Origin of the sequence: Flavobacterium sp. J27 (assembly GCF_004303025.1) — a bacterium.
Lineage (GTDB): Bacteria > Bacteroidota > Bacteroidia > Flavobacteriales > Flavobacteriaceae > Flavobacterium.
Genome location: NZ_PJQW01000008.1, coordinates 189,288 through 211,811 on the forward strand (window position 1 = coordinate 189,288; position 22,524 = coordinate 211,811).

Below are 22,524 nucleotides of genomic sequence, written 5' to 3' on the forward strand. Positions count from 1 at the left end.
TGTAGTATGGAACACACTTTAATTTTAGACAATTTGACACATAAAAACGTACATAATCAATTTAAATTAAATGGATATCATTTAAATTATGAAGATATGTGTCGTGTAGCGTATAGCTTTATTAAAGAAGGTAATGAATATGAAAAACACATCGGTAGTTTTTTGTTAGAATGGTTAGATGATGACTTGTATATTGAGGTAGAAACTTCTGGTACGACAGGTACACCCAAAGTGATTCGATTAGAGAAAAAAGCCATGATACAATCAGCTCTAGCTACAGGTGATTTTTTTCATTTAGAACCTGGAAATAAGGCCTTATTGTGTTTATCTGCAAAATACATAGCAGGTAAGATGATGTTGGTACGAGCGCTTATTCTAGGATTGTCTTTAGATATAACTACTGTAGATGGAACTCCTTTAGCATATAATGAAGAGGAATATGATTTTGCAGCGATGGTTCCTTTACAAGTCGAAAATTCGTTAGGAAAATTAGATAAAATTAAGAAGTTAATTATTGGCGGAGCACCCGTTTCAAAGGGATTAGCAGAAAAACTGAAAAAAGAAAAAGTACATGCTTTTGAAACGTATGGAATGACAGAAACCATTACGCATGTGGCAGCTCGAAAAATAGGAGATAAAACATTTAAAACATTGCCTAATATTACTATTACAAAAGACGAAAGAGATTGTTTGGTTATTGATGCTCCAAAAATTGTATCTGATACTATTATAACTAATGATATCGTAGAAATTATATCAGATCATGAATTTATATGGTTAGGACGTTTTGATAGTGTTATTAATAGTGGCGGTGTTAAATTATTCCCAGAACAAATTGAAATTAAATTGCAAGACGTAATGCCACATCGTTTTTTTATTGCAAGTCAACCCGATGAAAAATTAGGTCAGAAAATAATTTTAATTGTAGAATCTAACCCAAAAGAAATTCCATCAAGTATTTTTGATCTATTGGATAAATTTGAGAAGCCAAAAGAAATTATTTTTATCCCTCAATTTGTAGAAACAAAGACAGGAAAACTAAATAGAGTACAAACTTTGGCTAAAATAAAGGAATAACTATTCTTATTATAAATTAGTGGTAATAAAAAAGTGATTGGTTAATACTTTAATATCGTTATAATTTTTAATTGATTCACCTGCTTTTTGCCATTCATTGGTAGCATTTAAACGTACTTTTTTGTCTCCAATCATAATATCTACTGGCATAGCAAAATTAGGCTCTTCGGTTACCCAACGGTATTGAAATTGTTTTTTATATCCTTTAATTTCTAATTTAGGAATAGTAGTGTATTTCAAGTATTGATTGAATATAGGCGTTAAATTACGACCTGTTTCTTTGTTAAAGAAGTCTACTACAGTTTGTGTGTCGATAATTTTCTTTTTGAATGTAGTAGCGTATTTTAATAAAATAGGCCACCATTTGTGGTCATTATCAACTACATGTCTTAAAGTGTTTAAAAGTAAAGCCCCTTTATAATACATGTCTCCACTACCTTCATTATTTACACCAAACTGACCTATGATTGGCTTGTCATTTTGCACATTTTTAGATTGACCATTGATGTATTTCATAGCGGCATCATAACCTTTTTGACATTCAATAAAAACGGTTTCGCTATAGGTTGTAAATCCTTCGTGTATCCACATATCGGCAATATCTTTACTGGTCACACTATTTCCAAACCACTCATGCCCCGTTTCATGTATAATAATAAAATCAAAATTCATTCCTTCGCCTGTTCCAGACAAATCCATACCTAAATACCCTTTTTTGTATTTATTACCATAAGCCACAGCACTTTGATGTTCCATGCCTAAATAAGGTGTCTCTACTAATTTATAACCGTCTTCCCAAAATGGATATTGTCCAAATTTCTCTTGAAAGCAAGCCATCATCGGTTTTACATCAGCATCGAAATGTGAGATTGCTTTATCTTTGTTTTCACGTAAAACATAATAATCTAAGTCTAAATTTTCTATTTCGTCATGAATGTGAATATAATCAGCAATATTGACGGTAATGGTGTAATTGTTAATTGGATTTTTTACTTCCCAATCCCAGCGAGTATAATCATTTCCAACTGCTTCTTTTTTGATAAAGCGGCCATTCGATACATTCATTAAGCCATTTGGAACGGCTACTTTAATCGATGCGCCTTTATCTGGTTCATCGGTTTGAGAATCTTTTACAGGATACCATAAACTGGCACCTGTACCCTGTACAGCAACTGCAATAAATGGTTTCCCATTACTATCTTTTTTAAATACAAATCCGCCATCCCAAGGTGCATTTTTTGCAATTTTAGGATTTCCGGAATAGTAAAAACGTACTTTTTCAGTGGTATTTTTTGCTAATTCTTTTGGAAAACTTACAAAAACTGCATCATAATCCCTTTTGTAAGTTAGTGTTTCATTATTCCATACAATAGAATCTACTTTCATATTATCAAACAAATCCAATTGAATTTTTTTAGTAGGTTCAATCACTGTAAAAGTAACTTCGTTATACCCTACAATACTTTTTTCGTCTGGATTTATTTTAATATTCAAATCATAGCGTTGCACATCAAAACAATTTCTTTCGAAGCGTAAACCACCATGTAAAGAGTCTCTACGAGTAAAATTTTGGGCTGTAGTATTTTGGTAAACCAATATAAATAAGCTTATGATAAGTAGTTTTTTCATTTTTAATATCTTAATATGTCGTATTATGAGTGGTGTTGCTATTAAAACTCTGCTTCTTCAAAAATAGTAATATTTTCTTTTAAAACAGGATGCCAAAAGGTTATTTCTTCTGCATGTAAGTGTAATCTATCTGATTTTGAGCCATATAAGTCATCACCAATAATAGGACAATTTAATCCTAAACGATGTGAAGCATGCACGCGCAATTGATGTGTACGTCCTGAGATAGGGAAGAAATGCACGCGTGTTTTTCTTTCTTTTCGTTCTATTACTTTGTATTTTGTTTGTGCGGGTTTACCATATTCATAACACACTAACTGATTAGGTCTGTTGTCTAAATCTACCCGTAAAGGTAAATCAATAGAACCCTCATCTTCTGCTACAATGCCATCTAAAAGTGCTACATATCTTTTTTGAACGGTACGTTTGATAAACTGAGATTGTAATTCTTTATAAATAATTTCCGATTTAGCAATTAAGAGTAAACCAGAAGTAGACATGTCTAAACGATGTACAATTAAAGGTCCACTAGCTTCAGGATATAAAATTTTCACTCTTTGGTACACCGAATCTTTTATATTTTTCCCTGGAACTGAAAGGAACTCGGCGGGTTTATTTATTACGGCTAGATATTCATCTTCATAAACAATTGAAATATCTTTTCCATCAGCAGGATTGTTTAAAAAAGGATTGTCATCCATAACAATACCTTCAAGCATATGTTCCAAAATAGGTTCGCATTTGCTTCTGCAAGCAGGATAAAACTGTTGGTGTTTTCGAACTTCCGATTTTGGAGATTGACCCCACCAGAATTCGGCCATAGCAATAGGAGTTAAATTATTTTCAAAAGCATATTGTAATAATTTTGGAGCAGCACATTCACCCGCACCAGCAGGAGGATTATTATCGAATATTTCACCAATACTTTTTAGTTTTTTGTTTTGATTTAGAAAGGCATATTGATTAAATAATTGCTGCTGTAATTCACCTGATTTTTGCTTACGAAGTTCTTTCAATTTAGCAATTTTATCCGAAAAAACTGCCATTTCCTTTTCTACATCTTCTAATTGATAATTCCAGTATTTGGTCATTTTTTTGAGTAGAATACTTTCTTTTTTACTTTCTTCGGAAAGTTCTTGTTCTAGCTTTTCAATTTCAGTTGGAGTAGCATTTGTAGAGAAATTTTGTCTCTTTATATCTCTAGCAATTTTTAATTCCTTGATTCGTTCTTTTTGATTTTGAAGGTCCTCAGTTGCTTTTTTTTGGGTCGTAGCCCAATGTTCCTTAGCAGAAAGATAGTTATTGTCCTTCTTTAAAATTTCAATTTCTCTATTGATAGCATTTAAAACTTCTTCTTCTTTTTTAAAAAAACCATCTTGTTCTAGCATGTCAAAAACAGGAGGAACAAAAAAATTAAGATGATTATTTTCTGCAAGTTTCCCAGAAAAAGCCCACAAATAGCCTAAATTTCCTGCTTTATCTTGACAGACTAAAACACCAAACATTTTTCCAATGACTAAGCCCGTTTGTCTTTCTTGTAATCCAAAATTATGTTCAAAATCGGTTTGAGTAGTTAAGTATTCTTGTAGTTCTTTCGCTGCTAGAATACTCAATTCATGCGGTTCATAATAAAAAGGGAAAGTGAATTTTGCTGGTAAGGCTATACCAGAAATATTGGTTTTGAAAAGTTGGAATTTATTAAATGTCATATATTTAAGTTGTCATGCTGAACTTGTTTCAGCATCTAAAAAAAGACCCCGAATCAAGTTCGGGATGACAAAATTATAATTTACACCTGAATTACCCCTAAATTAAATGGTTTTTCTATAGGAGCGTGATTGGCAGCTTCAATTCCCATAGAAATCCAAGTGCGTGTCTCAAGTGGATCTATAATAGCATCGGTCCATAAGCGTGCGGCTGCATAATAAGGTGATACTTGAGCATCATAACGCGCTTTTATTTTATTAAACAATTCTTGTTCGACTTTTTCATCTACTATTTTACCTTGTTTTTTAAGGGAAGCTGCTTCAATTTGCATTAAAACTTTGGCAGCTTGAGCACCACCCATTACTGCTAATTCGGCACTTGGCCATGCAAAAATTAAGCGAGGATCATAGGCTTTTCCGCACATCGCATAATTACCAGCACCATACGAATTACCAACGACCACTGTAAATTTGGGTACCACTGAATTCGAAACCGCATTTACCATTTTGGCACCATCTTTAATAATGCCACCATGTTCACTTTTACTTCCAACCATAAAACCTGTTACATCTTGTAAAAAAACTAAAGGTATTTTCTTTTGGTTGCAATTGGCAATAAAACGTGTGGCTTTATCCGCAGAATCGGAATAGATAACCCCACCAAATTGCATTTCACTTGGTTTTGTTTTTGCACCTGTTGTTTTTACTATTTTACGTTGGTTAGCCACAATTCCTACAGCCCAGCCGTCGATACGAGCATAACCAGTTATGATGGTTTGACCATATCCTGCTTTGTATTCATCAAACTCAGAATTATCTACTAAACGATGGATAATTTCCATCATATCGTATTGTTCGTTACGTGCTTTTGGTAAAATACCATATATTTCCTTAGGATCAAGAGCTGGTTTTTCAGGTTTTACCCGATTGTAACCTGCTTTTTCAAAATCTCCCATTTTGCCTACAACACTTTTAATTCTATCCAAAGCGGCAGCGTCGTCTTTGGCTTTAAAATCGGTTACTCCTGAAATTTCACAGTGTGTAGTGGCTCCGCCTAAAGTTTCATTATCAATGCTTTCTCCAATAGCCGCTTTTACGAGATAACTTCCCGCAAGGAAAATACTACCCGTTTTATCTACAATTAAAGCTTCATCACTCATAATAGGTAAATAAGCACCACCAGCAACACAACTTCCCATTACAGCAGCGATTTGGGTAATTCCCATACTACTCATAATGGCGTTGTTACGAAAAATACGACCGAAGTGTTCTTTATCAGGAAAGATTTCGTCTTGCATGGGTAAATATACACCAGCAGAATCTACTAAATAAATGATTGGAAGTCTATTTTCAATTGCAATTTCTTGCGCTCTTAAATTCTTTTTACCCGTAATAGGAAACCATGCACCCGCTTTAACGGTAGCGTCGTTTGCCACTACGATACATTGTTTTCCTTGGATATATCCTATTTTTACTATCACACCACCAGAAGGACAACCACCGTGTTCTTCATACATACCGTCACCTACAAAAGCACCTATTTCTATGCTTTTTGCTTTTTCATCTAATAAATAATCAATACGTTCACGAGCGGTCATTTTACCTTCTTCATGTAATTTATCGATACGTTTTTGGCCACCGCCTAATTTTACTTTGGCAAAGCGTTGTTTTAAATCAGAAAGGAGTAATTTATTGTGATCTTCGTTTTTATTGAATTGTAAATCCATGGGTGATTAGTTGTTGTTTTTTATTGGTTCGCTAAAGTACGAAAAGAAAAGGAAAAAGGAAATAGTGATTCGTATTTGGTAATTAGTGAATAGCTGATTTTTTTGATTTATCAAATGTTGTATTTCTTCTATTTTAAAGCTTTAGTAATTTAAATTATGATTTCAGTTTCATTAATAAATCATTTTGAGTTTATTGTATTTTAATTTCTTCTAAAAATACTCGTTTGAATATTACTGTTTGGAGTGTATTTTAAAATAGAAACACCATCTCTATGAATAGCTTTTGCTAATAGAAATTTTTAATGTTATTTTTAGATAGAAAATCACTTGATAGTTACCTGTCTGTATTACTATCTATTCTATCTTATTGCTTAACAACGATATAAATATCCTGTAAATATATGGATGCTACGAAAATTTCTTTTTTGATATTTTACGGTAATAAAAAATAAAGTAATTAAGATTAAAAAGCAGTGAATGTTTGTTTAGATTTGTTTTCTTGAATAAGTTAGTTTAAAATAAAAATGAGAAATGAAAAACAAGATAAAAGGAGCTCTTTTAGCTCTGGTATTAATTATATTTAATTCTTGTGCTGTATCTAATATAAAGTTGTATACTGAAACAAAAGTGGTTGCTGTAAATGTTAAATTAACAAATGGGAGTTGGTTAGTTGATGATCCTATGGTTCAGAATCTTAATAAATCATTTATATCAACTACGTTAGTTCATTATAAAAAAGAATTAAGGAAAAATGTAAACGGATTAAAAACTATGGAAGATTTTGATAATATGACAACCTTAAATTCGATTCTAAAAGAGGATGTAAGCGTGTTGTCATTTTACAAAAAACAGACAAATTGTGATTATTTAATTCAAACAGAACTAAATTTGGTAAAGAATGAATTACCAAGATTTCAATTGTTTCCTAATAATGAGTTGCACAATTATTTAAAAGCGACTATTACGGTTTATGATTTAAATACAAAAAATATTGTTTTTCAAAGAGAATATGAAAGTATAGATCAGGTTGAAACTACTAAAAATATAGCTTTTGCTACAAAACTGGATAATTTTATTGATGAGAGTATAAAACAAATGATACAAGATTTTAGGTCTAAATATCATTGGAAATATGTAGACAGTTCTTACAATTAGAAGAACCGTGTCCTTTTTCAAAAATAAGTGATTCTAATGAAAAGATGACAAGATTAAGAAATAAAAAAACACCTTATCGTTTTAAGAGTAAAGTGCTTTTGAATAGTATAAAGTAATTTTAAATTTTACTATTATGTTGTCTTTCGTAGAATAAAGCCAAGTTTTCAGCATTAATGTTGCCTTTATAATCTACTACATTGTTCATAAAAAGTAATTGAATGATTTCTTTAAAATTTTTATTAATCAGCAAGCTAGACTTAATCGATACCTCGTTTTTTGGAAAAACCAATCTTACATAATCATCATCTAAATAAGAAATAGTATTGTTGTTGTTAATTTCAATGTAAATGATTTCTGTTGTAGTGTCTAATTTGAAAAGAGAAATTTCGCTACCCATTTTTCTTTTGTCATAATTGAAGACATTTTGTTTGTCGACAAGTACCTTTCCTTTTTTAAAGTCAACATCCTGAGAATAAACAGTTAGACTTAGTAATAATGTGGTTAACAGTAGAATGTAATGTTTTGTCATCGAGTTTTTTTGTTAAAATCTTTGTTTTGGAGCGCAAAATTAATTCTTTTCAGTCAAATAGGAGCTATGGAAAACAATTGATTTTAAAAGGAATAAAAAGAAATAATATTGTGTTAATAAGAATTTTTTAGAGATAGGAATTGTTGGTTTGTAAAAGTAATAACAATGTCTGTTTTTTGTTGAGAAAATAAGGTTGTTTTGGTTAAAATATTGGTAATCTAAAAAAAATGATTGTTCTTGTTTTTTGATAAAATGAAATTTTAATAACATGTTAGCATTAGATTTTAAAGTATATTTGAAGTGAATAGGTTTCAAATTATAAACGGAGAAAATTAGTAGAAAATTAGACCATTATGCAAGCGAATTATCAATTTAGAAAAGCCAAAATAAACGAAGTATCAGAAATATGGGAGATCCTTCAAAAAGCAATACAACGAAGAAAAGAAGAAGGAAGTAATCAATGGCAAGACGGTTATCCAAATCCTGAGGTTATCCAAAAAGATATTGAAAAAGAAATAGGCTTTGTTTTAACAGATAATCAAAAAATCATTGGTTATACAGCAGTCTTAATTAATGACGAACCCGAATATGCTAAAATAATAGGAGAGTGGGTAACCAATTCCGATTTTGTGGTGTTTCATCGTGTAGCAATTTCAGAAGATTATTTAGGAAAAGGTTTGGCAAAAATAATGATTGCCTCAATTGAAGATTATGCTTTAGAAAACCAAATTTACAGTGTTAAAGCAGATACTAATTTTGATAATCATGCTATGATGGCTATTTTTGATCGATTGGGCTATGTATATTGTGGAGAAGTGTATTTTAGAGGTAGCGCTCGAAGAGCTTATGAAAAAGTTTTACCTAAATAAACCAACATCTCTAATTAAAAAGAGATGTTAGTTTATGGATATTAAAGTTTGATTATTTTTTTTGTTGTTTTTGATCCACTTTTAGTAAAAACTGTCAGATAGTACATTCCACTATTTAGTTCTGTAGTATTAATTTCTGTAGTATTGGAAGCGATTATTTTTTGTCCGATATGATTATAAAGTATTACTTGATCTAAAACCTCTCTGTCTAATTCAATTAAAAAAGAATCTTTAAAAGGATTAGGATAAACTGTTACCTTATTTTGTAAGGTTTGATTTGGACTTGAAAGACTACTATTATATTCGTAAGCACCTATATCAAGAGCATTTAAAACCACTCTAGTTGTATTTTCTTGATGTTTGACATATTCAGATGTTATATTGTTATTAGTAAGAAGTAATGAAGGAAGTGTTCCCCCTTGATTAATAAGAGGAGATATTGTTGTTAGTTTAAAGTCTTGGTTGCTAAAATCTACAAATAATGGATCTGTACCAGTAATAATGTTTCCAAGATTGTTTATCGTTCCAGAGGGCGTACCACAATGACAATTTACCCAACCCGTTTTAATCCAGTTATGATGTGTATTAAAAACTCCTGTATTATCAATCATGGCAAAAGTACTCCCTAATGCAGCAGTATAGATTACATTGTTAAAGACTTCTGCGGTTTCTGAATTAGTTGATAATAGTATTAAGGTAGTGTTTCCAGTTCTTGTAGAAATAACAGTGTTATTGTAAAAATAAAGAGTACCTTTTCTATATATAGAAGTCGTGCCACTATCTCCTCCGTAATGAATAATTTGAGAATTTCCTGCATTATTAGGCTCTATCAATATATTTCCATAAACATAAGTAGTATGGTATGAAGGGTGATCTACTAATACTTGAGAATCTTCAGCATCTACTAAGTCCAATTGTCTGTTTCCACTTTCAATCCAATTATTACGAACCACTAAACCAGCCGAACGGTCTTTTAAATTATTACCATTAGCTCCACTTCGTAAAGGACCAAAATGATTATATTGATAGGTGATATTAATGCATGCTGTATAGGTGTTATGCTCATAAATACTACCTACATTACCATTGTCATAAATGTAATTTTTTTCAATTAAGACATCTTGTGTTTCACCATTAAATGCACCTATAAACAAACCATTACCTGAATCATGCAGTGTACATTTTCGAATAATTAGGTTTTTAGCTTTCTCTACATAAATAGATGCGGCATTATTAACATAATCTTTTATTTGATTATTTTGATCTGTAAATTGATAAGGAGGTCTTCCAGAACGAATTTCTAGATTTTCAATAATAATATGACTTGGTAAACCATCAGATGGAACCGATGAACCACCAATTTTGATTACACCTCTATTTTCATTCCAAAAGTTAACATTACTGACTGTTACCGCATTATTGCCATCAATAACAGGTTGCTCACCTTGTGGGCCATTTACTCCAATAATAGTGATTGGATTTGAAAGAGTACCAGAACGATTAATAACCCATTTTTCTTTATATGGAGTTGCTTTCCAATGAATGTATACATTATCACCTGGTAGTAAAGTGGTCCATGGAACTTCTGAAATAGTCGTTAATGATTCATTTGGACCTACATGGTAATCAGTTGCAAAAATTGTTAGGCTAAAAAGGAATGAAAATGAAAGACAAAGTTGTTTCATCCTCAATCTTATTTGATAAAATGGAGTACTTTTTTTCATGTTGTTATTTTGTTTGTTTTTATAATAACGCTTTGAGCTTTCGAATAGTATCTTTCTTTAAGTATAATAGAGAAAATTATTTTTTTTAAATCCACGAAATAAGTAAATCAATTCTATGTATTCTTAATAATATCATAAACTTTTTTTATTACAGTTTAAGTTATTGTAAATTTGTATATACAAATATTAAGGATTATGAATGAGAAATTAAAAATACAAATTTGGTCTGATATAATGTGTCCTTTTTGTTATATAGGAAAGAGACGTATTGAAGGCGCTTTAGCTAATTTTAGACATAAAGACAATGTAATTATAGAATGGAAAAGCTTTCAATTAGACCCAAATTTTAAAGCTTCTGAAGGAGATAATGTGATTCATCATTTAGCCAAAAAATATGGAAAAGATATTGCTTGGGCAACACAAATGACCGATAATGTTTCACAAACAGCTAAGAGTGCAGGTTTGGATTTTCATTTTGAAAAAGCAATTATGGCTAATTCATTTCATGCACATCGTTTATTGCATTTGGCTAAAAAACACAACCTAGGAAATGATTTGAAGGAATTATTATTTAAAGCTTATTTTACAGATGGAAAAGATGTGAATCATTTGGAAACGTTAAACGAATTAGGGCAAGCTGTTGGACTTTCCAAAGAAGAAATAGAAAATGTTCTACATTCGAATGATTTTTCGGAAGAAGTAGAAAAAGATTTGGCTATGGCACAAGAAATAGGAATACAAGGAGTTCCTTTTTTCGTATTTGATAACAAATATGCCATATCTGGAGCACAACCTGAAGAAACATTTTTAGAAGCTCTTGAAAAAACTTGGCAAGAAGGTAAATTTGAAAAACAACTGGTTTTTGATATGAATGCTAATGGAGCGAGTTGTGGCATAGACGGTTGTGATTAAAAAATAGTTTAGTTGGTTAGTTTAATTCAAAAAATCCAAATTTCACCTAAAAAATAAAATTTGGATTTTTTTTTTGCTATAAAATCAATTAGTCTTTCTTTTATTTTTTACTAATTTTTAATGCTTTATTACTCATTTCTGTTTTTACAAAATATAAGCCTGAGGCATAGTTAGAAATATTAATTTCATTACCATTACCTTTTTTTACTTTAATTCCTTGCGAATCATAAACGGTCCATTCTAGTTCTTTTGATAGATGAAAAATACCAGAAGAGGGATTAGGATAAATAATTAATTTATTACTGGTTTCATTTTCGTCATCTAAACCTAAATTACAATTATTTACTACAAAAGAAGTGTTTTTTGTATCACTACCTAAGGTGTTGCTTACTGTTAAAGAAATGGTTTTTGTGCCTACAGTAGAGTAAATTATAGTATGAGGACCAGGACCTATTGCTGTTTGTGGTGTTGCATCGGTACCAAAGTTCCAATCATAAGTGTCAATAGAACCAATAGAAACTGAAGTAAAAGTGGTAGCTTCATTAACACAACCCGTCGTACTATCTATTTCATAATCTGCTATTGGAGCTAAATTTGTTCCTGTAAAAACAAATTCAATAGTATTGATGTTTATATCTGCTGTTTCAAAAAATAAAGTAATTACATGTACGCCACTGGTAAGGTTTATATTTGGAATCGTTACGGTTTGCCAGTTTTGAAAACCTCCTGTATTAGTAACATTAACTGAACCAGTAACATTAACATCATCAACCTCTAGATGAAGTGTTTTGTTGTTATACGGAGTTGAAATTCTAAAAGAAATATCATATGGTCCAGTGAAATTTACATTCGAAGTGTATTTAAGCCATTCATTAGTAGCTACGTAAGCAATATTAAATCCTCCTTCATTACAAGCTTCGGTACCTACATTATCTCCAGGTCTATATGCCGTATCGCCACCACCATTACTATCAAAATAGGCATTTGGGCCTACATCATAATTTTCTGCTTCTATAATACCTGGAATTTGTGCAATAACTCCTTGATAAGGACCACTAGGTAAAATGGTCTCAGTGTAAAATGCGGTATAAGTTATATTACCAGATGCAGGAGCTTGAAAGGTTTGATTGATTGTTCCGCCTTGGCTCCAATGATCAAAATCGTATCTTACATTGTCAATATATTGCGGAGAAAGAGCGTTTAATGTTTGCAAGTTAGCATTAGCAACAACAGGTCGTGTAGCTGGTGCTGTAACTGGTTTTTGATTTAATTCTAAATGAAGTAATGCGGGATCACTAGTCACAGTAACATCTACTAAGTTTGGATGTACATCTACAAAATCGCTTGCTGTTAGTCCATTACTGTCTGTAACAGTAACCGTAAATCGATACCAAACATTAGGTGTCTTTTCTCCTTGATTAGAGGCTAGAAAATCACCAGATATAACTCCTTCCGGACTGGCACCAGGATGAGAATGACCAGCACCAGGAACATCTTCATGAAAAAGATCAATATCCCAAGAGTAGGCACTAGGTGGTAATGTGCCATCTTCTACATCTGTAGCAGTAGCTGAAAAATGGATGATATCATCTGCGTTCCAAGTCAATGTTGGTAGAGGAGCCGTAATTTGTACTTGAGGAGCATTTGTAAAAGGCGTTACTGTTAAAGTGGCTATGTCGCTAGTAATTGTTCCGGCCGGATTACTTACAATAACGCTATAATTTCCTTCATTATTAAATTCAACTGCTGGAATCGTATAACTTGACTCAGTTGCATTTGGAATAGCAACATTATTAAAGTACCATTGATAGGTTAAACTTACACCGCTAGCTGAAACACTAAAAGTTACTGGATTAGTCTCCATAACAGTTTGAGAAAGAGGTTGGTCTACAATTGTAGGAGAAGCAGTAGTAATGTAATCTAATTTTATTAAAGCACCATTATTACCATAACGACAATAATAAATATAGCCATCGTTGCCTAACATCATTCCTAAGGCATATTGTTGAGGAGCGGTATAAAAGACTGTTGAAACAGGATTAACAAGGTTTGGATCAAAAGACCTTATTTCTGTTCTTACATAATCCTTAAAAATAAACTGATTTTCAAGATTTGGATATCGAATGATACTTGGATTATATAAAACACCATTCGTTAATGCGTTTCCTATGCTACCTGTAGCATAAGTAAATATAGGGTTCGTAAAAAGATTGGTTTCAGTCTGAATACCATCACCTCCTTGCGGATGTCCCCAAGCATAATTTCTGATTGTAGGATTACTAATTTCGTTGACTTCTTCCCATGATGTACCTACATCTAAAACAAATAATTTATTTGCTGTTTCATTAGCTATAAGTCGCCAAGGATTTCTAAACCCATATACCCAAATACTTTGTTTTTGGATAGAACCATTCCCGTAAAAAGGATTACCAGGTGCGGGTAAACCATTTTCAGTAATTCGTAGTATTTTACCTTTATAGGTATCTAAATTTTGAGAATTTGTATTTAATTGACTGTCTCCAACAGTTATATATAAATAGCCATTAAAAAATTTAAGATCACCTCCATTATGGAAACCTCCATTAATAGGTTCCAATAGTAAAATTTCTTGTCTACTTACTTCCTGATTTAAATTGTTAATTTCTACTCTCTCAATGCGATGTCTTATTATAGTAGCATCTACTATAGTGTAAAAAACATATATGTAGCCATTTGTTTCAAAATCTGGATGAAGGGTAAGTCCTAAAAGACCTTGTTCATTATCAGTAGTTGTATTTACGGTAAAAACCGTTGCGATAGTGTTGTTTTGATATACTTTAACGATACCACCTCTTTCCGCAATAAAAATTCGACCATCTGAAGACTGTTCTAATGCTAAACCTTCTTGGATAACAGAAGTAGGGGCTAATGTTTCAGTTATATATTGACAGTTTGCTTTCCAATTTATCAATAATAAGAAAATAAATACGGTATGGGCAATACGATAATGCTTTCCAAAAGAAAGAAAGTGACTTAAAATTTTCATGAGTTTGTTTGTTAATGTTGTTCCATCAAATGTAATAATATTTTGGATTGATTTTAAAATAAAAGAAAGGGCTTTTAGCCCTTTCTTTTAAAATGTTGTAAGTTTTATTTAAAAAATTATAGTGGTAGCAAAAAGGAAATAGTAAGCTATTCTTCTTTCTGTCCCATCATCATCAAATATCCTTTTAAAAATTTGTCAATTTCTCCATTCATTACAGCATCAACATCACTTGTTTCAACACCTGTACGCACATCTTTTACCAGCTTATAAGGTTGCATTACATAATTTCTGATTTGTGAACCCCACTCAATTTTCATTTTGCTAGCTTCGATATCGGCACGTTGTGCTAATTGTTTTTTCAATTCAATTTCATACAACTGCGATTTTAACATTTGTAACGCACGTTGACGGTTATCGTGTTGTGAACGTGTTTCTGAACATTGAATCTGAATGCCTGTAGGTTTATGAACTAATTGTACTTTGGTTTCCACCTTGTTTACATTTTGCCCACCAGCTCCACTAGAACGAGCTGTTGTAATTTCAATATCAGCAGGGTTAATTTCAATTTCAATAGTGTCGTCTACTAATGGATACACATATACCGAAGCAAAAGAAGTATGTCTTTTAGCATTACTGTCGAAAGGAGAAATACGCACTAAACGATGCACACCGTTTTCACCTTTCAAATACCCAAAAGCAAATTCTCCTTCAAATTCTAACGTAACCGTTTTAATTCCGGCAACATCACCTTCTTGAAAGTTAAGTTCTTTAATTTTATACCCTTGCTTTTCGCCCCACATTAAATACATTCGCATTAACATAGAAGCCCAATCACAACTTTCTGTCCCACCAGCGCCAGCCGTAATCTGCAAAACAGCACTCATGCTGTCTCCTTCGTCTGAAAGCATGTTTCTAAACTCAATATCTTCAATATGAGTTAGGGTTCTGTCATATAATTCTTCCACTTCTTGTTCAGTTACTTCTCCTTCTTTAAAGAAATCTAACATGATTTGAAGTTCTTCAGAAAACTCGACTGCTTTATTGTAATCGTCAACCCATTTCTTTTTAGAACGAATTTCACGTACTACAATTTCAGCTTCTTTGGCATTGTTCCAAAAATCGGGAGCAAATGTCTTTTCTTCTTCGTTTGTTATTTCGATAAGTTTTCTATCGATGTCAAAGATACCTCCTTAACGCACCAAGGCGATCAATAATGTCTCTTACTTGTTCTGTATTAATCATAAATATTGTAGTTTTACAACACAAAAATAGAATATTCCTTTTGATTTTATGGAAATAAATTTAATTAGTGATACAGTAACGAAACCAACACAAGCAATGTTGGATGCAATGTTTCAAGCTGAAGTAGGTGATGACGTCTTTAAACAAGACCCAACAGTCAATGAATTAGAACGTTACACTGCTCATCTTTTTGGTAAAGAAGCGGCTTTGTTTTTTCCAAGTGGCACTATGGCTAACCAAACTGCTATTCGATTACATACACGACCAGCTGATGAGGTTATTTGTGATAAATGGTCGCATATTTTTTTATATGAAGGTGGAGGCGTAGCCGCTAATAGTGGTGTTTCTTGCCATTTGGTAGATGGAGATAGAGGAAAAATAACAGCAGAACAAGTAAGACAGGTTATTAATGACCCTGAGTTTTACCATGCTCCTACAACGAAATTAGTGAGTATTGAAAACACAACAAATAAAGGTGGAGGTGCTTGTTATGAGCTAGAAGAATTATTAAGAATAAAACAAGTGTGTAATGAATATGGCTTAAAATATCATTTAGATGGAGCTAGATTATGGAATGCATTGGTTGCAAAAAATCAAAAACCAACTGATTTTGGGCAATTATTTGATACTATTTCAGTGTGTTTATCCAAAGGTCTTGGAGCACCTATTGGTTCGGTTTTAGTTGGTTCGTCTGAAGATATAAAAAAGGCAATACGCATTCGTAAATTGTTTGGAGGAAATATGCGTCAAGCCGGTTATCTGGCTGCTGCCGGATTATATGCTATGGAAAATAATATTTCTCGTTTGGCACAAGATCATCAAAGAGCTAGAGAATTAGGACAGGTTTTGGCTTCTAAGTCTTGGATTAAAGAAGTGGCACCAGTAGAAACGAATATTGTTATTTTTACTTTACACCCGCAAGTAAATGAAAAACTTTTTTTAGACACTTTAAAACAAAAAAGTATTTTACTGTCTTCTATGGGACAAGGCAAATTAAGAATGGTTACCCATATGGATTATAGAGGAGTAATGCATGATTTTGTTGTAGATGTATTAAGTAGAATGGAATTTTAGTTTTTTCAAAAGGAATCTTCTTACAAAACGTATTTTGTCGGTAAAAAATAACATTTAATCGGTAATTTTAACAATTTTTAGGAGGTTATTTCATTTTTTTGAATTACTTTTATACTGAGTTTCAATCTAATATTAATTTTAACCTACTAAATTATGCCTAGAATGATATATGATTATACCAAGAGTGTACTTGAAAAAGTAAGTTTTGACCTAGATCTTTTCATGAAAGAATTAAAAAAGGCAATTAAAAAATTATTGCCTTATGAAGTGGAACATTTACGAAATTGGTTAGTTTATTTTACTGCTCAAAACCCTCAGCTTAGGCCTTGTTTAGAATTAGTTACTGAAGCCGAATAAATTTTACAGTTTGCGCTATTAATGGTATTACTTAAGTTATAAATGCGTTATAATTAGGTTCAAAAGGAAGAGCCACAACTTACGAGTTGTGGCTCTTTGTTTATTTACTTTTTATACTGTTTTCTTCGGTCTAAACATAAAATACAATCCTGCAATAATAAAAGGAATACTCAACCATTGTCCTGTAGATAATGCTGCAAAAATAGGGTAGTTTTCAAAACCACCTTGACTTTCTTTTACATATTCTACAACGAAACGAACGGTCCATAAAAGCAATAAAAACGTTCCAAAAAGCAACCCTGCTTTGTTTCTCGCATCGGTTTTCCAATACATATAAAATAAAATGGCAAAAACAAGTACATACCCCATTGCTTCATATAATTGTGCTGGATAGCGATAAGGAAAACTCGCTAAAAAATCAGCATATTGTGGGTCATGTGCGACAGCATGATATGCTTCATTTGCGTTATTTATTTGTGTTTTGGCCATAACAGCTCGTTCTCCTAGCGGACCATTATATTCTTCTCCACGAATGAATTTCATAGCTAAAAAACGATCTTCTGTAGTGGGTTTTCCAATAATTTCAGAATTAAAGAAATTTCCTAAACGTACAAAAATAGCGCCACTTGCTACAGGAATTACAATACGATCTAAAATCCAAAGCATGGGCTTGTGAACCACTTTTCTACTATAATAAATCATGACAATAATAATTGCTATAGCTGCACCATGACTCGCTAAACCTGCAAAACCAGTAAAGTGTAAGCTAGGTTTTGTGCTTATTGGTAAAAGAATACTCATTGGATCTTCATGAAATAATTCCGATTGATAAAAAATGACATGGCCTAATCGAGCACCTAATAAAGTAGCAACTACAGTATAAATAAAAAGTTTGTCTAATTTTTCTAAAGAGATGCCTTCACGATGGTATATACTTTTCATGATGTACCAACCTAAGCCAAAAGCAACTACAAACATTAAGCTATAAAAACGAATCATAAAAAACCCTAAATCTATTCCTTCTGAAGGATTCCAAATGATATTTAATGCGTAATTCATATTATAAAAGGTATTTGTTTAGCGAGGTAAAAATAAGATTATTATTGGGAATTGAAGTTAAAATAAAATAAAATTCTCAAAAACAACTGTAAACCATTTCCTGCAATATCAAAGATCGTTAAGATAGAAATTAAGGTACAGGATCATAGCCACTTTTTCCCCAAGGATGGCAACTCAAAATTCGTTTTATAGCTAACCAACCTCCTTTAAATAAACCGTGTTTTTGTAAAGCTTCTACGGTATAATGTGAACAAGTAGGTTGAAATCTACATGTAGCAGGTGTGTAGGGGGAAATGGCTACTTGGTAAAACCGAACCAAGAAGACAAAAGGAAAAATGAGTATTTTTTTAAGTAGTTTAATAGTTTTGAGTTTAAAATGGTTTAAGAGTTTAAAAGATAACATGAAAACATGAAACCCACAACTGAAAACTGATAACTAAAAAGAAAAACCAGTTCCTTCTTTACTATCTTTTAACTGAATGCCTAAACCAGCTAATCGATCTCTAATTTCATCTGATAAGGCCCAGTTTTTATTGGCTCTTGCTTCATTTCTCATTTCAATAAGCATTTCAATAACGCCTTCTAGTTTGTTAGTATTTGAGTTATTCCCTGAATTTTCTAAGTTAATTCCTAAAATATCAGATAGAAACACCTGTAAGGTTTCTTGTAAAGTAGCAATGTCTTCGCTACTTAATGTTTCTTTTTTATCATTTACTAAATTAATATAACGCACACCTTCAAATAACTGAGCAATTAATATAGGGGTGTTAAAATCATCGTTCATAGCATCATAGCAACTTTGTTTCCAAGTTGTAATATCTAAACTAGAAGAAGTACTTATAGGTAAAGATTTGATTAATTTATAGGCTTCAACTAAACGATTGTATCCTTTTTCACTAGCTAACATGGCTTCGTTAGAAATATCTAAAACACTCCTATAGTGTGCTTGTAAAAAACAAAAACGAATGATATTCGGTTCAAATTGCTTTTCAAAAAAAGTATTATTTCCTTCTACTAAATCCATTGGTAATACATAATTACCTGTCGATTTACTCATGCGAAGACCATTCATAGTTAGCATATTGGTATGCATCCATGTTTTTACTGGTGCATGACCAAAACAACCTTTCGCTTGAGCTACTTCACATTCATGATGCGGAAATTTTAAATCCATTCCACCACCGTGAATATCAAAAGTTTCTCCTAAATATTTAGTACTCATAGCGGTACATTCAAGATGCCAACCAGGAAAACCAGCACCCCAAGGAGAGTTCCAACGCATAATATGAGCAGGTGAAGCATTTTTCCATAAGGCAAAATCTTGTGGATTTTTCTTTTCTGTCTGTCCATCTAAATCACGTGTGTTAGCAAAAAGCTCATCTATATTTCGGTTACTTAATTCACCATAATTTAGCCCTTTTTTGTTGTAAGCTTGAACATCAAAATACACTGAACCATTACTTTCATAGGCCAAACCTGCATCAAGTAGTTTTTGAGTTAATTCTATTTGCTCTAGTATATGTCCAGTTGCAGTTGGCTCAATAGTAGGGGGTAAGAAGTTAAAAGTGTCTAAAACTTTATGGAAATCTACTGTGTATTTTTGTACAATTTCCATGGGTTCCAGTTTCTCTAAACGAGATTGCTTCACAAAACGATCGTTATCCACATCGCCATCATCGGTTAAATGACCTGCATCTGTAATATTTCTTACATAACGTACTTTGTATTCTAAATGTTGTAAGTATCTGAAAATGATATCAAAACTCATAAAAGTACGCACATTTCCTAAGTGAACATTGCTGTAAACTGTTGGTCCACAAACATACATACCAATATTTCCTTCATGTATAGGGTTAAAAACCTCTTTTTCTCCGGTAAGTGTATTGTATATTTTTAAGGTTTGACTTTTATATAGTTTCATGTTTTTATTTTCCTTTAATAGATGTTTTTTCTGATTTTTTGAAGCTATTCCTGCTATTTTTTTCAATTTTTTGTAAAGTACTCTTTTTTATAAGTCATAAAAAGAGCTTCTAAGGTCGCTTTTTTATAACAATAAAAGCAAGGTACTTTTACAAAAAGATTTTCAATACTATCAGGGCTAGTTTTAAGTTAATTAGAATGAGATACTATTTCTTCAACAATTAAGTTAAAACTGAGTATCTAATTTAATATAATCTAAAAACTCTCTTCTTGTTTTCTCTTCTTTAAATTTTCCTCCAAACTCGGCAGTAACTGTGCTGCTTTCAATGTCTCTAATACCTCTCGAATTTACACATAAATGTTTTGCATCGATTACACAGGCAACATCTTCAGTGCCTAATACTTTTTGTAATTCTTCTACAATTTGAATGTTAAGACGTTCTTGAACTTGTGGTCTTTTAGCAAAATAATCCACAATTCTATTCATCTTAGACAAACCTACAACTGTACCATTAGAAATATAAGCTACATGAGCTCTTCCTACAATGGGTAATAGGTGGTGTTCGCAAGTTGAATATACAACAATGTTTTTTTCTACTAACATTTCGTTGTATTTATACTTGTTTTCAAATGTAGACGAACTTGGTTTTTTATTAGGATGTAAACCACCAAAAATTTCTTTAACAAACATTTTTGCTACTCTATTAGGGGTGCCTTTTAAACTGTCATCAGTTAAATCCATTCCTAATGTAGTTAAAATGCTCTCTACATCTTTTTTTATTCTTTCGATTTTTTCATCGTCAGATATATCAAATGCATCTTTTCTTAATGGAGTTACTGCACTAGTTGCAATATGATTATTACCTATCTCTTCTTGAAATTCCTCGTTTTGAATCATTAGTATAGCAATTTATATAAAATCATTTTTTAAGAGTGCAAAGATAAAGTAATTCTCATAAAAAATTGACTTGATTGTTAATTATTAAAGAAAATATTAGCACAGAATTAATATTTTGTTAAATTTGTGACACCAACAATAAATCGCCAAATAAATTGCTATAACGATGAAAAGAATATTACACTTTTTTATTTTAATTACAATTTTAACTTTTAATATTGCATTTTCTCAGTCACCTACTTGTGATACCGCATCACCTATATGTTCTGGGAATGTTGATCCATTTCCTAATTCAACAAATGTTCCCAGTTTAGGAACACCAGGTTGTTTAGGTTCAGCACCTAATCCAGCATGGTTTTATTTTCAGGTAGGTACTTCTGGAGTTTTTAATTTTACACTTCATCAAGGAGACAATGCACCAGCATATGATAATCAGGACGTGGATTTTATAGTTTGGGGACCTTTTACAGGACCTAACTGTACTGATTTATATGATTATAGTCCAGGAGCTACTGCAGATAATATCGTTGCCTGTAGTTATTCTGCGTCTGCTATTGAAAGTTTTTCAATCAATAATGTTGTTGCAGGTCAATTTTATGTACTTTTAGTAACAAATTATTCTAACGATCCTGGTTTTATTCAGTTAGATTTAGAAACATCATCTACCGCTACAACAGAATGTGCTATTGTTTGTGGTATTGATTTAGGTCCAGATCAAAATTTTTGTACAACTAATCAATCTGATGTAGATTTAGAAGCTTTGTTTGTCGCTGATCCAAGTTTGCAGGCAACAAGTTATGAATGGTATCTTGATGGCGTTTTACAAACTACCACAACAACCAATGTTTTAAATGTAAATCAAGGAGGAACCTGGACAGTAAGTGCTCTTAATCCAAATTGTTCGGATCCTTCTACTGATGATATAGAAGTTACTTTTACCGAACCACCAGTAATCAATACACCACCTGATTTGGTTGGTCCAAATAATGATTGTAATCCTGTATTCGATTTAACATCAATTATACCTGGTATGATTAGCCCTAATGATCCTGCAGATTATAATGTCTTATTTTATTTAAGTGTTCATGATTCTTATCCTGGAGGAACTACTGCGGCTAGTTATATTTCTAATCCTACCTCATTTACTCCAAATCCAGTTCAAAATACTTGGATATATGTTAGAGTAGAAGATGCTAGTAATACAGTATGTGCCGAGTTTACTGAATTTCAGGTTTTGGTTAATTGTAGTGTGATGATAGATCAAGCATCCGATTTATATGCTTGTGATGATGTAAGTAATGATGGTTATGAAATTTTTGATTTAACTACTCAAACTACAACTATTTTAGCTTTAAATGATCCTGCTGATTATACGGTTACTTATCATACCACTCAAGCAGGAGCAGATGATGGAACAATAGATTTAGCTGTTCCAGAAAATGCTTTCAATGGAACAAATCAAGTTATTTATGTAAGAGTCGAGGATAATTCTGATCCAACGGCTTATGCAATAACTACTTTTAATTTAGTTGTAAATCCAACACCAGTAGCCGATGCACCAGTTGATGTTACTCAATGTGATAGTTATTTTTTACCTGCATTGACCGTTGGTAATTATTAT

Annotated in this window: 17 protein-coding genes and 1 pseudogene; 7 read left to right on the plus strand and 11 right to left on the minus strand. The window is 32.0% G+C overall.

What is annotated here, in order from left to right; all coding sequences use genetic code 11:
- The first annotated feature begins 6 nt into the window (after positions 1–6).
- A complete protein-coding gene (locus tag CX675_RS12845; protein ID WP_130735644.1) occupies positions 7–1,077 on the plus strand; it encodes an AMP-binding protein in 1,071 nt (356 codons plus the stop codon).
- 9 nt (positions 1,078–1,086) lie between these two features.
- On the opposite strand, the gene CX675_RS12850 is transcribed toward CX675_RS12845, so the two are convergent.
- From CX675_RS12850 to CX675_RS12860, 3 genes are all read right to left on the minus strand, one after another.
- Positions 1,087–2,706 (minus strand): M1 family metallopeptidase, encoded by a 1,620-nt coding sequence (locus CX675_RS12850; protein WP_130735645.1) that lies wholly within the window; start codon positions 2,704–2,706, stop codon positions 1,087–1,089.
- A gap of 41 nt (positions 2,707–2,747) precedes the next feature.
- The gene (locus CX675_RS12855) at positions 2,748–4,415 is read right to left on the minus strand and encodes an RluA family pseudouridine synthase (protein ID WP_130735646.1); all 1,668 of its coding nucleotides are present in this window, start codon (positions 4,413–4,415) and stop codon (positions 2,748–2,750) included.
- A gap of 80 nt (positions 4,416–4,495) precedes the next feature.
- Positions 4,496–6,139 carry an acyl-CoA carboxylase subunit beta gene (locus CX675_RS12860; RefSeq protein ID WP_130735647.1) on the minus strand — a complete coding sequence of 548 codons (1,644 nt, stop codon included), beginning with the start codon at positions 6,137–6,139 and terminating at the stop codon, positions 4,496–4,498.
- 531 nt (positions 6,140–6,670) lie between these two features.
- Between CX675_RS12860 and CX675_RS12865 the strand changes: the two genes are divergently transcribed.
- A complete protein-coding gene (locus CX675_RS12865) occupies positions 6,671–7,294 on the plus strand; it encodes a hypothetical protein (RefSeq protein ID WP_130735648.1) in 624 nt (207 codons plus the stop codon).
- Between the two features lie 118 nt (positions 7,295–7,412).
- On the opposite strand, the gene CX675_RS12870 is transcribed toward CX675_RS12865, so the two are convergent.
- Positions 7,413–7,823, minus strand: a complete 411-nt coding sequence (locus CX675_RS12870; RefSeq protein WP_130735649.1) for a hypothetical protein — start codon at positions 7,821–7,823, stop codon at positions 7,413–7,415.
- A gap of 353 nt (positions 7,824–8,176) precedes the next feature.
- On the opposite strand from CX675_RS12870, the gene CX675_RS12875 reads away from it, so the two are divergent.
- Positions 8,177–8,692: a GNAT family N-acetyltransferase gene (locus CX675_RS12875; protein ID WP_130735650.1), complete on the plus strand. Its 516-nt coding sequence runs from the start codon at positions 8,177–8,179 to the stop codon at positions 8,690–8,692.
- 41 nt (positions 8,693–8,733) lie between these two features.
- Here the strand turns inward: CX675_RS12875 and CX675_RS12880 are convergent, their stop codons facing one another.
- Positions 8,734–10,416, minus strand: coding sequence for a T9SS type A sorting domain-containing protein (locus CX675_RS12880; protein WP_130735651.1), 1,683 nt, complete (start codon positions 10,414–10,416; stop codon positions 8,734–8,736).
- Between the two features lie 195 nt (positions 10,417–10,611).
- Between CX675_RS12880 and CX675_RS12885 the strand changes: the two genes are divergently transcribed.
- Positions 10,612–11,328, plus strand: coding sequence for a DsbA family protein (locus CX675_RS12885; protein WP_130735652.1), 717 nt, complete (start codon positions 10,612–10,614; stop codon positions 11,326–11,328).
- A 100-nt stretch (positions 11,329–11,428) separates the two neighbouring features.
- Here the strand turns inward: CX675_RS12885 and CX675_RS12890 are convergent, their stop codons facing one another.
- Positions 11,429–14,353 carry a PQQ-dependent sugar dehydrogenase gene (locus CX675_RS12890; protein ID WP_130735653.1) on the minus strand — a complete coding sequence of 975 codons (2,925 nt, stop codon included), beginning with the start codon at positions 14,351–14,353 and terminating at the stop codon, positions 11,429–11,431.
- 146 nt (positions 14,354–14,499) lie between these two features.
- Positions 14,500–15,595 (minus strand): peptide chain release factor 2 gene (gene prfB / locus CX675_RS12895; RefSeq protein ID WP_130735654.1). Its coding sequence is split into 2 segments (ribosomal slippage): positions 14,500–15,531 and positions 15,533–15,595, totalling 1,095 coding nucleotides; the frame shifts between segments, so codons are not numbered across the junction.
- Between the two features lie 48 nt (positions 15,596–15,643).
- Between prfB and CX675_RS12900 the strand changes: the two genes are divergently transcribed.
- Positions 15,644–16,669, plus strand: coding sequence for a low specificity L-threonine aldolase (locus CX675_RS12900; RefSeq protein ID WP_130735655.1), 1,026 nt, complete (start codon positions 15,644–15,646; stop codon positions 16,667–16,669).
- 153 nt (positions 16,670–16,822) lie between these two features.
- Positions 16,823–17,026 (plus strand): hypothetical protein, encoded by a 204-nt coding sequence (locus CX675_RS12905; protein WP_130735656.1) that lies wholly within the window; start codon positions 16,823–16,825, stop codon positions 17,024–17,026.
- A 111-nt stretch (positions 17,027–17,137) separates the two neighbouring features.
- Here the strand turns inward: CX675_RS12905 and lgt are convergent, their stop codons facing one another.
- The 4 genes from lgt to folE all read right to left on the minus strand — a co-directional run bounded on the left by lgt (position 17,138) and on the right by folE (position 20,903).
- A complete protein-coding gene (gene lgt / locus CX675_RS12910; RefSeq protein WP_130735657.1) occupies positions 17,138–18,085 on the minus strand; it encodes a prolipoprotein diacylglyceryl transferase in 948 nt (315 codons plus the stop codon).
- Between the two features lie 130 nt (positions 18,086–18,215).
- Positions 18,216–18,488 (minus strand): membrane protein insertion efficiency factor YidD, encoded by a 273-nt coding sequence (gene yidD, locus CX675_RS12915; protein ID WP_130735658.1) that lies wholly within the window; start codon positions 18,486–18,488, stop codon positions 18,216–18,218.
- Between the two features lie 33 nt (positions 18,489–18,521).
- Positions 18,522–20,006, minus strand: a complete 1,485-nt coding sequence (gene cysS, locus CX675_RS12920; protein ID WP_130735659.1) for a cysteine--tRNA ligase — start codon at positions 20,004–20,006, stop codon at positions 18,522–18,524.
- A 225-nt stretch (positions 20,007–20,231) separates the two neighbouring features.
- Complete coding sequence (folE, locus tag CX675_RS12925; RefSeq protein WP_130735660.1) at positions 20,232–20,903, minus strand: GTP cyclohydrolase I FolE; 672 nt, start codon at positions 20,901–20,903, stop codon at positions 20,232–20,234.
- Between the two features lie 166 nt (positions 20,904–21,069).
- Between folE and CX675_RS12930 the strand changes: the two are divergent.
- A pseudogene (locus CX675_RS12930) lies at positions 21,070–22,524 on the plus strand (hypothetical protein); the annotation flags it as partial.

Excerpts from the sequence above, each read along its gene's own strand:
- folE (WP_130735660.1), bottom strand. The coding sequence starts at position 20,903 with ATGATTCAAAACGAGGAATTTCAAGAAGAGATAGGTAATAATCATATT.
- CX675_RS12860 (WP_130735647.1), bottom strand. The coding sequence starts at position 6,139 with ATGGATTTACAATTCAATAAAAACGAAGATCACAATAAATTACTCCTT.
- lgt (WP_130735657.1), bottom strand. The coding sequence starts at position 18,085 with ATGAATTACGCATTAAATATCATTTGGAATCCTTCAGAAGGAATAGAT.
- CX675_RS12905 (WP_130735656.1), top strand. The coding sequence starts at position 16,823 with ATGCCTAGAATGATATATGATTATACCAAGAGTGTACTTGAAAAAGTA.
- CX675_RS12845 (WP_130735644.1), top strand. The coding sequence starts at position 7 with ATGGAACACACTTTAATTTTAGACAATTTGACACATAAAAACGTACAT.
- CX675_RS12875 (WP_130735650.1), top strand. The coding sequence starts at position 8,177 with ATGCAAGCGAATTATCAATTTAGAAAAGCCAAAATAAACGAAGTATCA.
- yidD (WP_130735658.1), bottom strand. The coding sequence starts at position 18,488 with ATGTTATCTTTTAAACTCTTAAACCATTTTAAACTCAAAACTATTAAA.
- cysS (WP_130735659.1), bottom strand. The coding sequence starts at position 20,006 with ATGAAACTATATAAAAGTCAAACCTTAAAAATATACAATACACTTACC.
- CX675_RS12885 (WP_130735652.1), top strand. The coding sequence starts at position 10,612 with ATGAATGAGAAATTAAAAATACAAATTTGGTCTGATATAATGTGTCCT.
- CX675_RS12880 (WP_130735651.1), bottom strand. The coding sequence starts at position 10,416 with ATGAAAAAAAGTACTCCATTTTATCAAATAAGATTGAGGATGAAACAA.
- CX675_RS12870 (WP_130735649.1), bottom strand. The coding sequence starts at position 7,823 with ATGACAAAACATTACATTCTACTGTTAACCACATTATTACTAAGTCTA.
- CX675_RS12855 (WP_130735646.1), bottom strand. The coding sequence starts at position 4,415 with ATGACATTTAATAAATTCCAACTTTTCAAAACCAATATTTCTGGTATA.
- CX675_RS12900 (WP_130735655.1), top strand. The coding sequence starts at position 15,644 with ATGGAAATAAATTTAATTAGTGATACAGTAACGAAACCAACACAAGCA.
- CX675_RS12865 (WP_130735648.1), top strand. The coding sequence starts at position 6,671 with ATGAAAAACAAGATAAAAGGAGCTCTTTTAGCTCTGGTATTAATTATA.
- CX675_RS12850 (WP_130735645.1), bottom strand. The coding sequence starts at position 2,706 with ATGAAAAAACTACTTATCATAAGCTTATTTATATTGGTTTACCAAAAT.
- CX675_RS12890 (WP_130735653.1), bottom strand. The coding sequence starts at position 14,353 with ATGAAAATTTTAAGTCACTTTCTTTCTTTTGGAAAGCATTATCGTATT.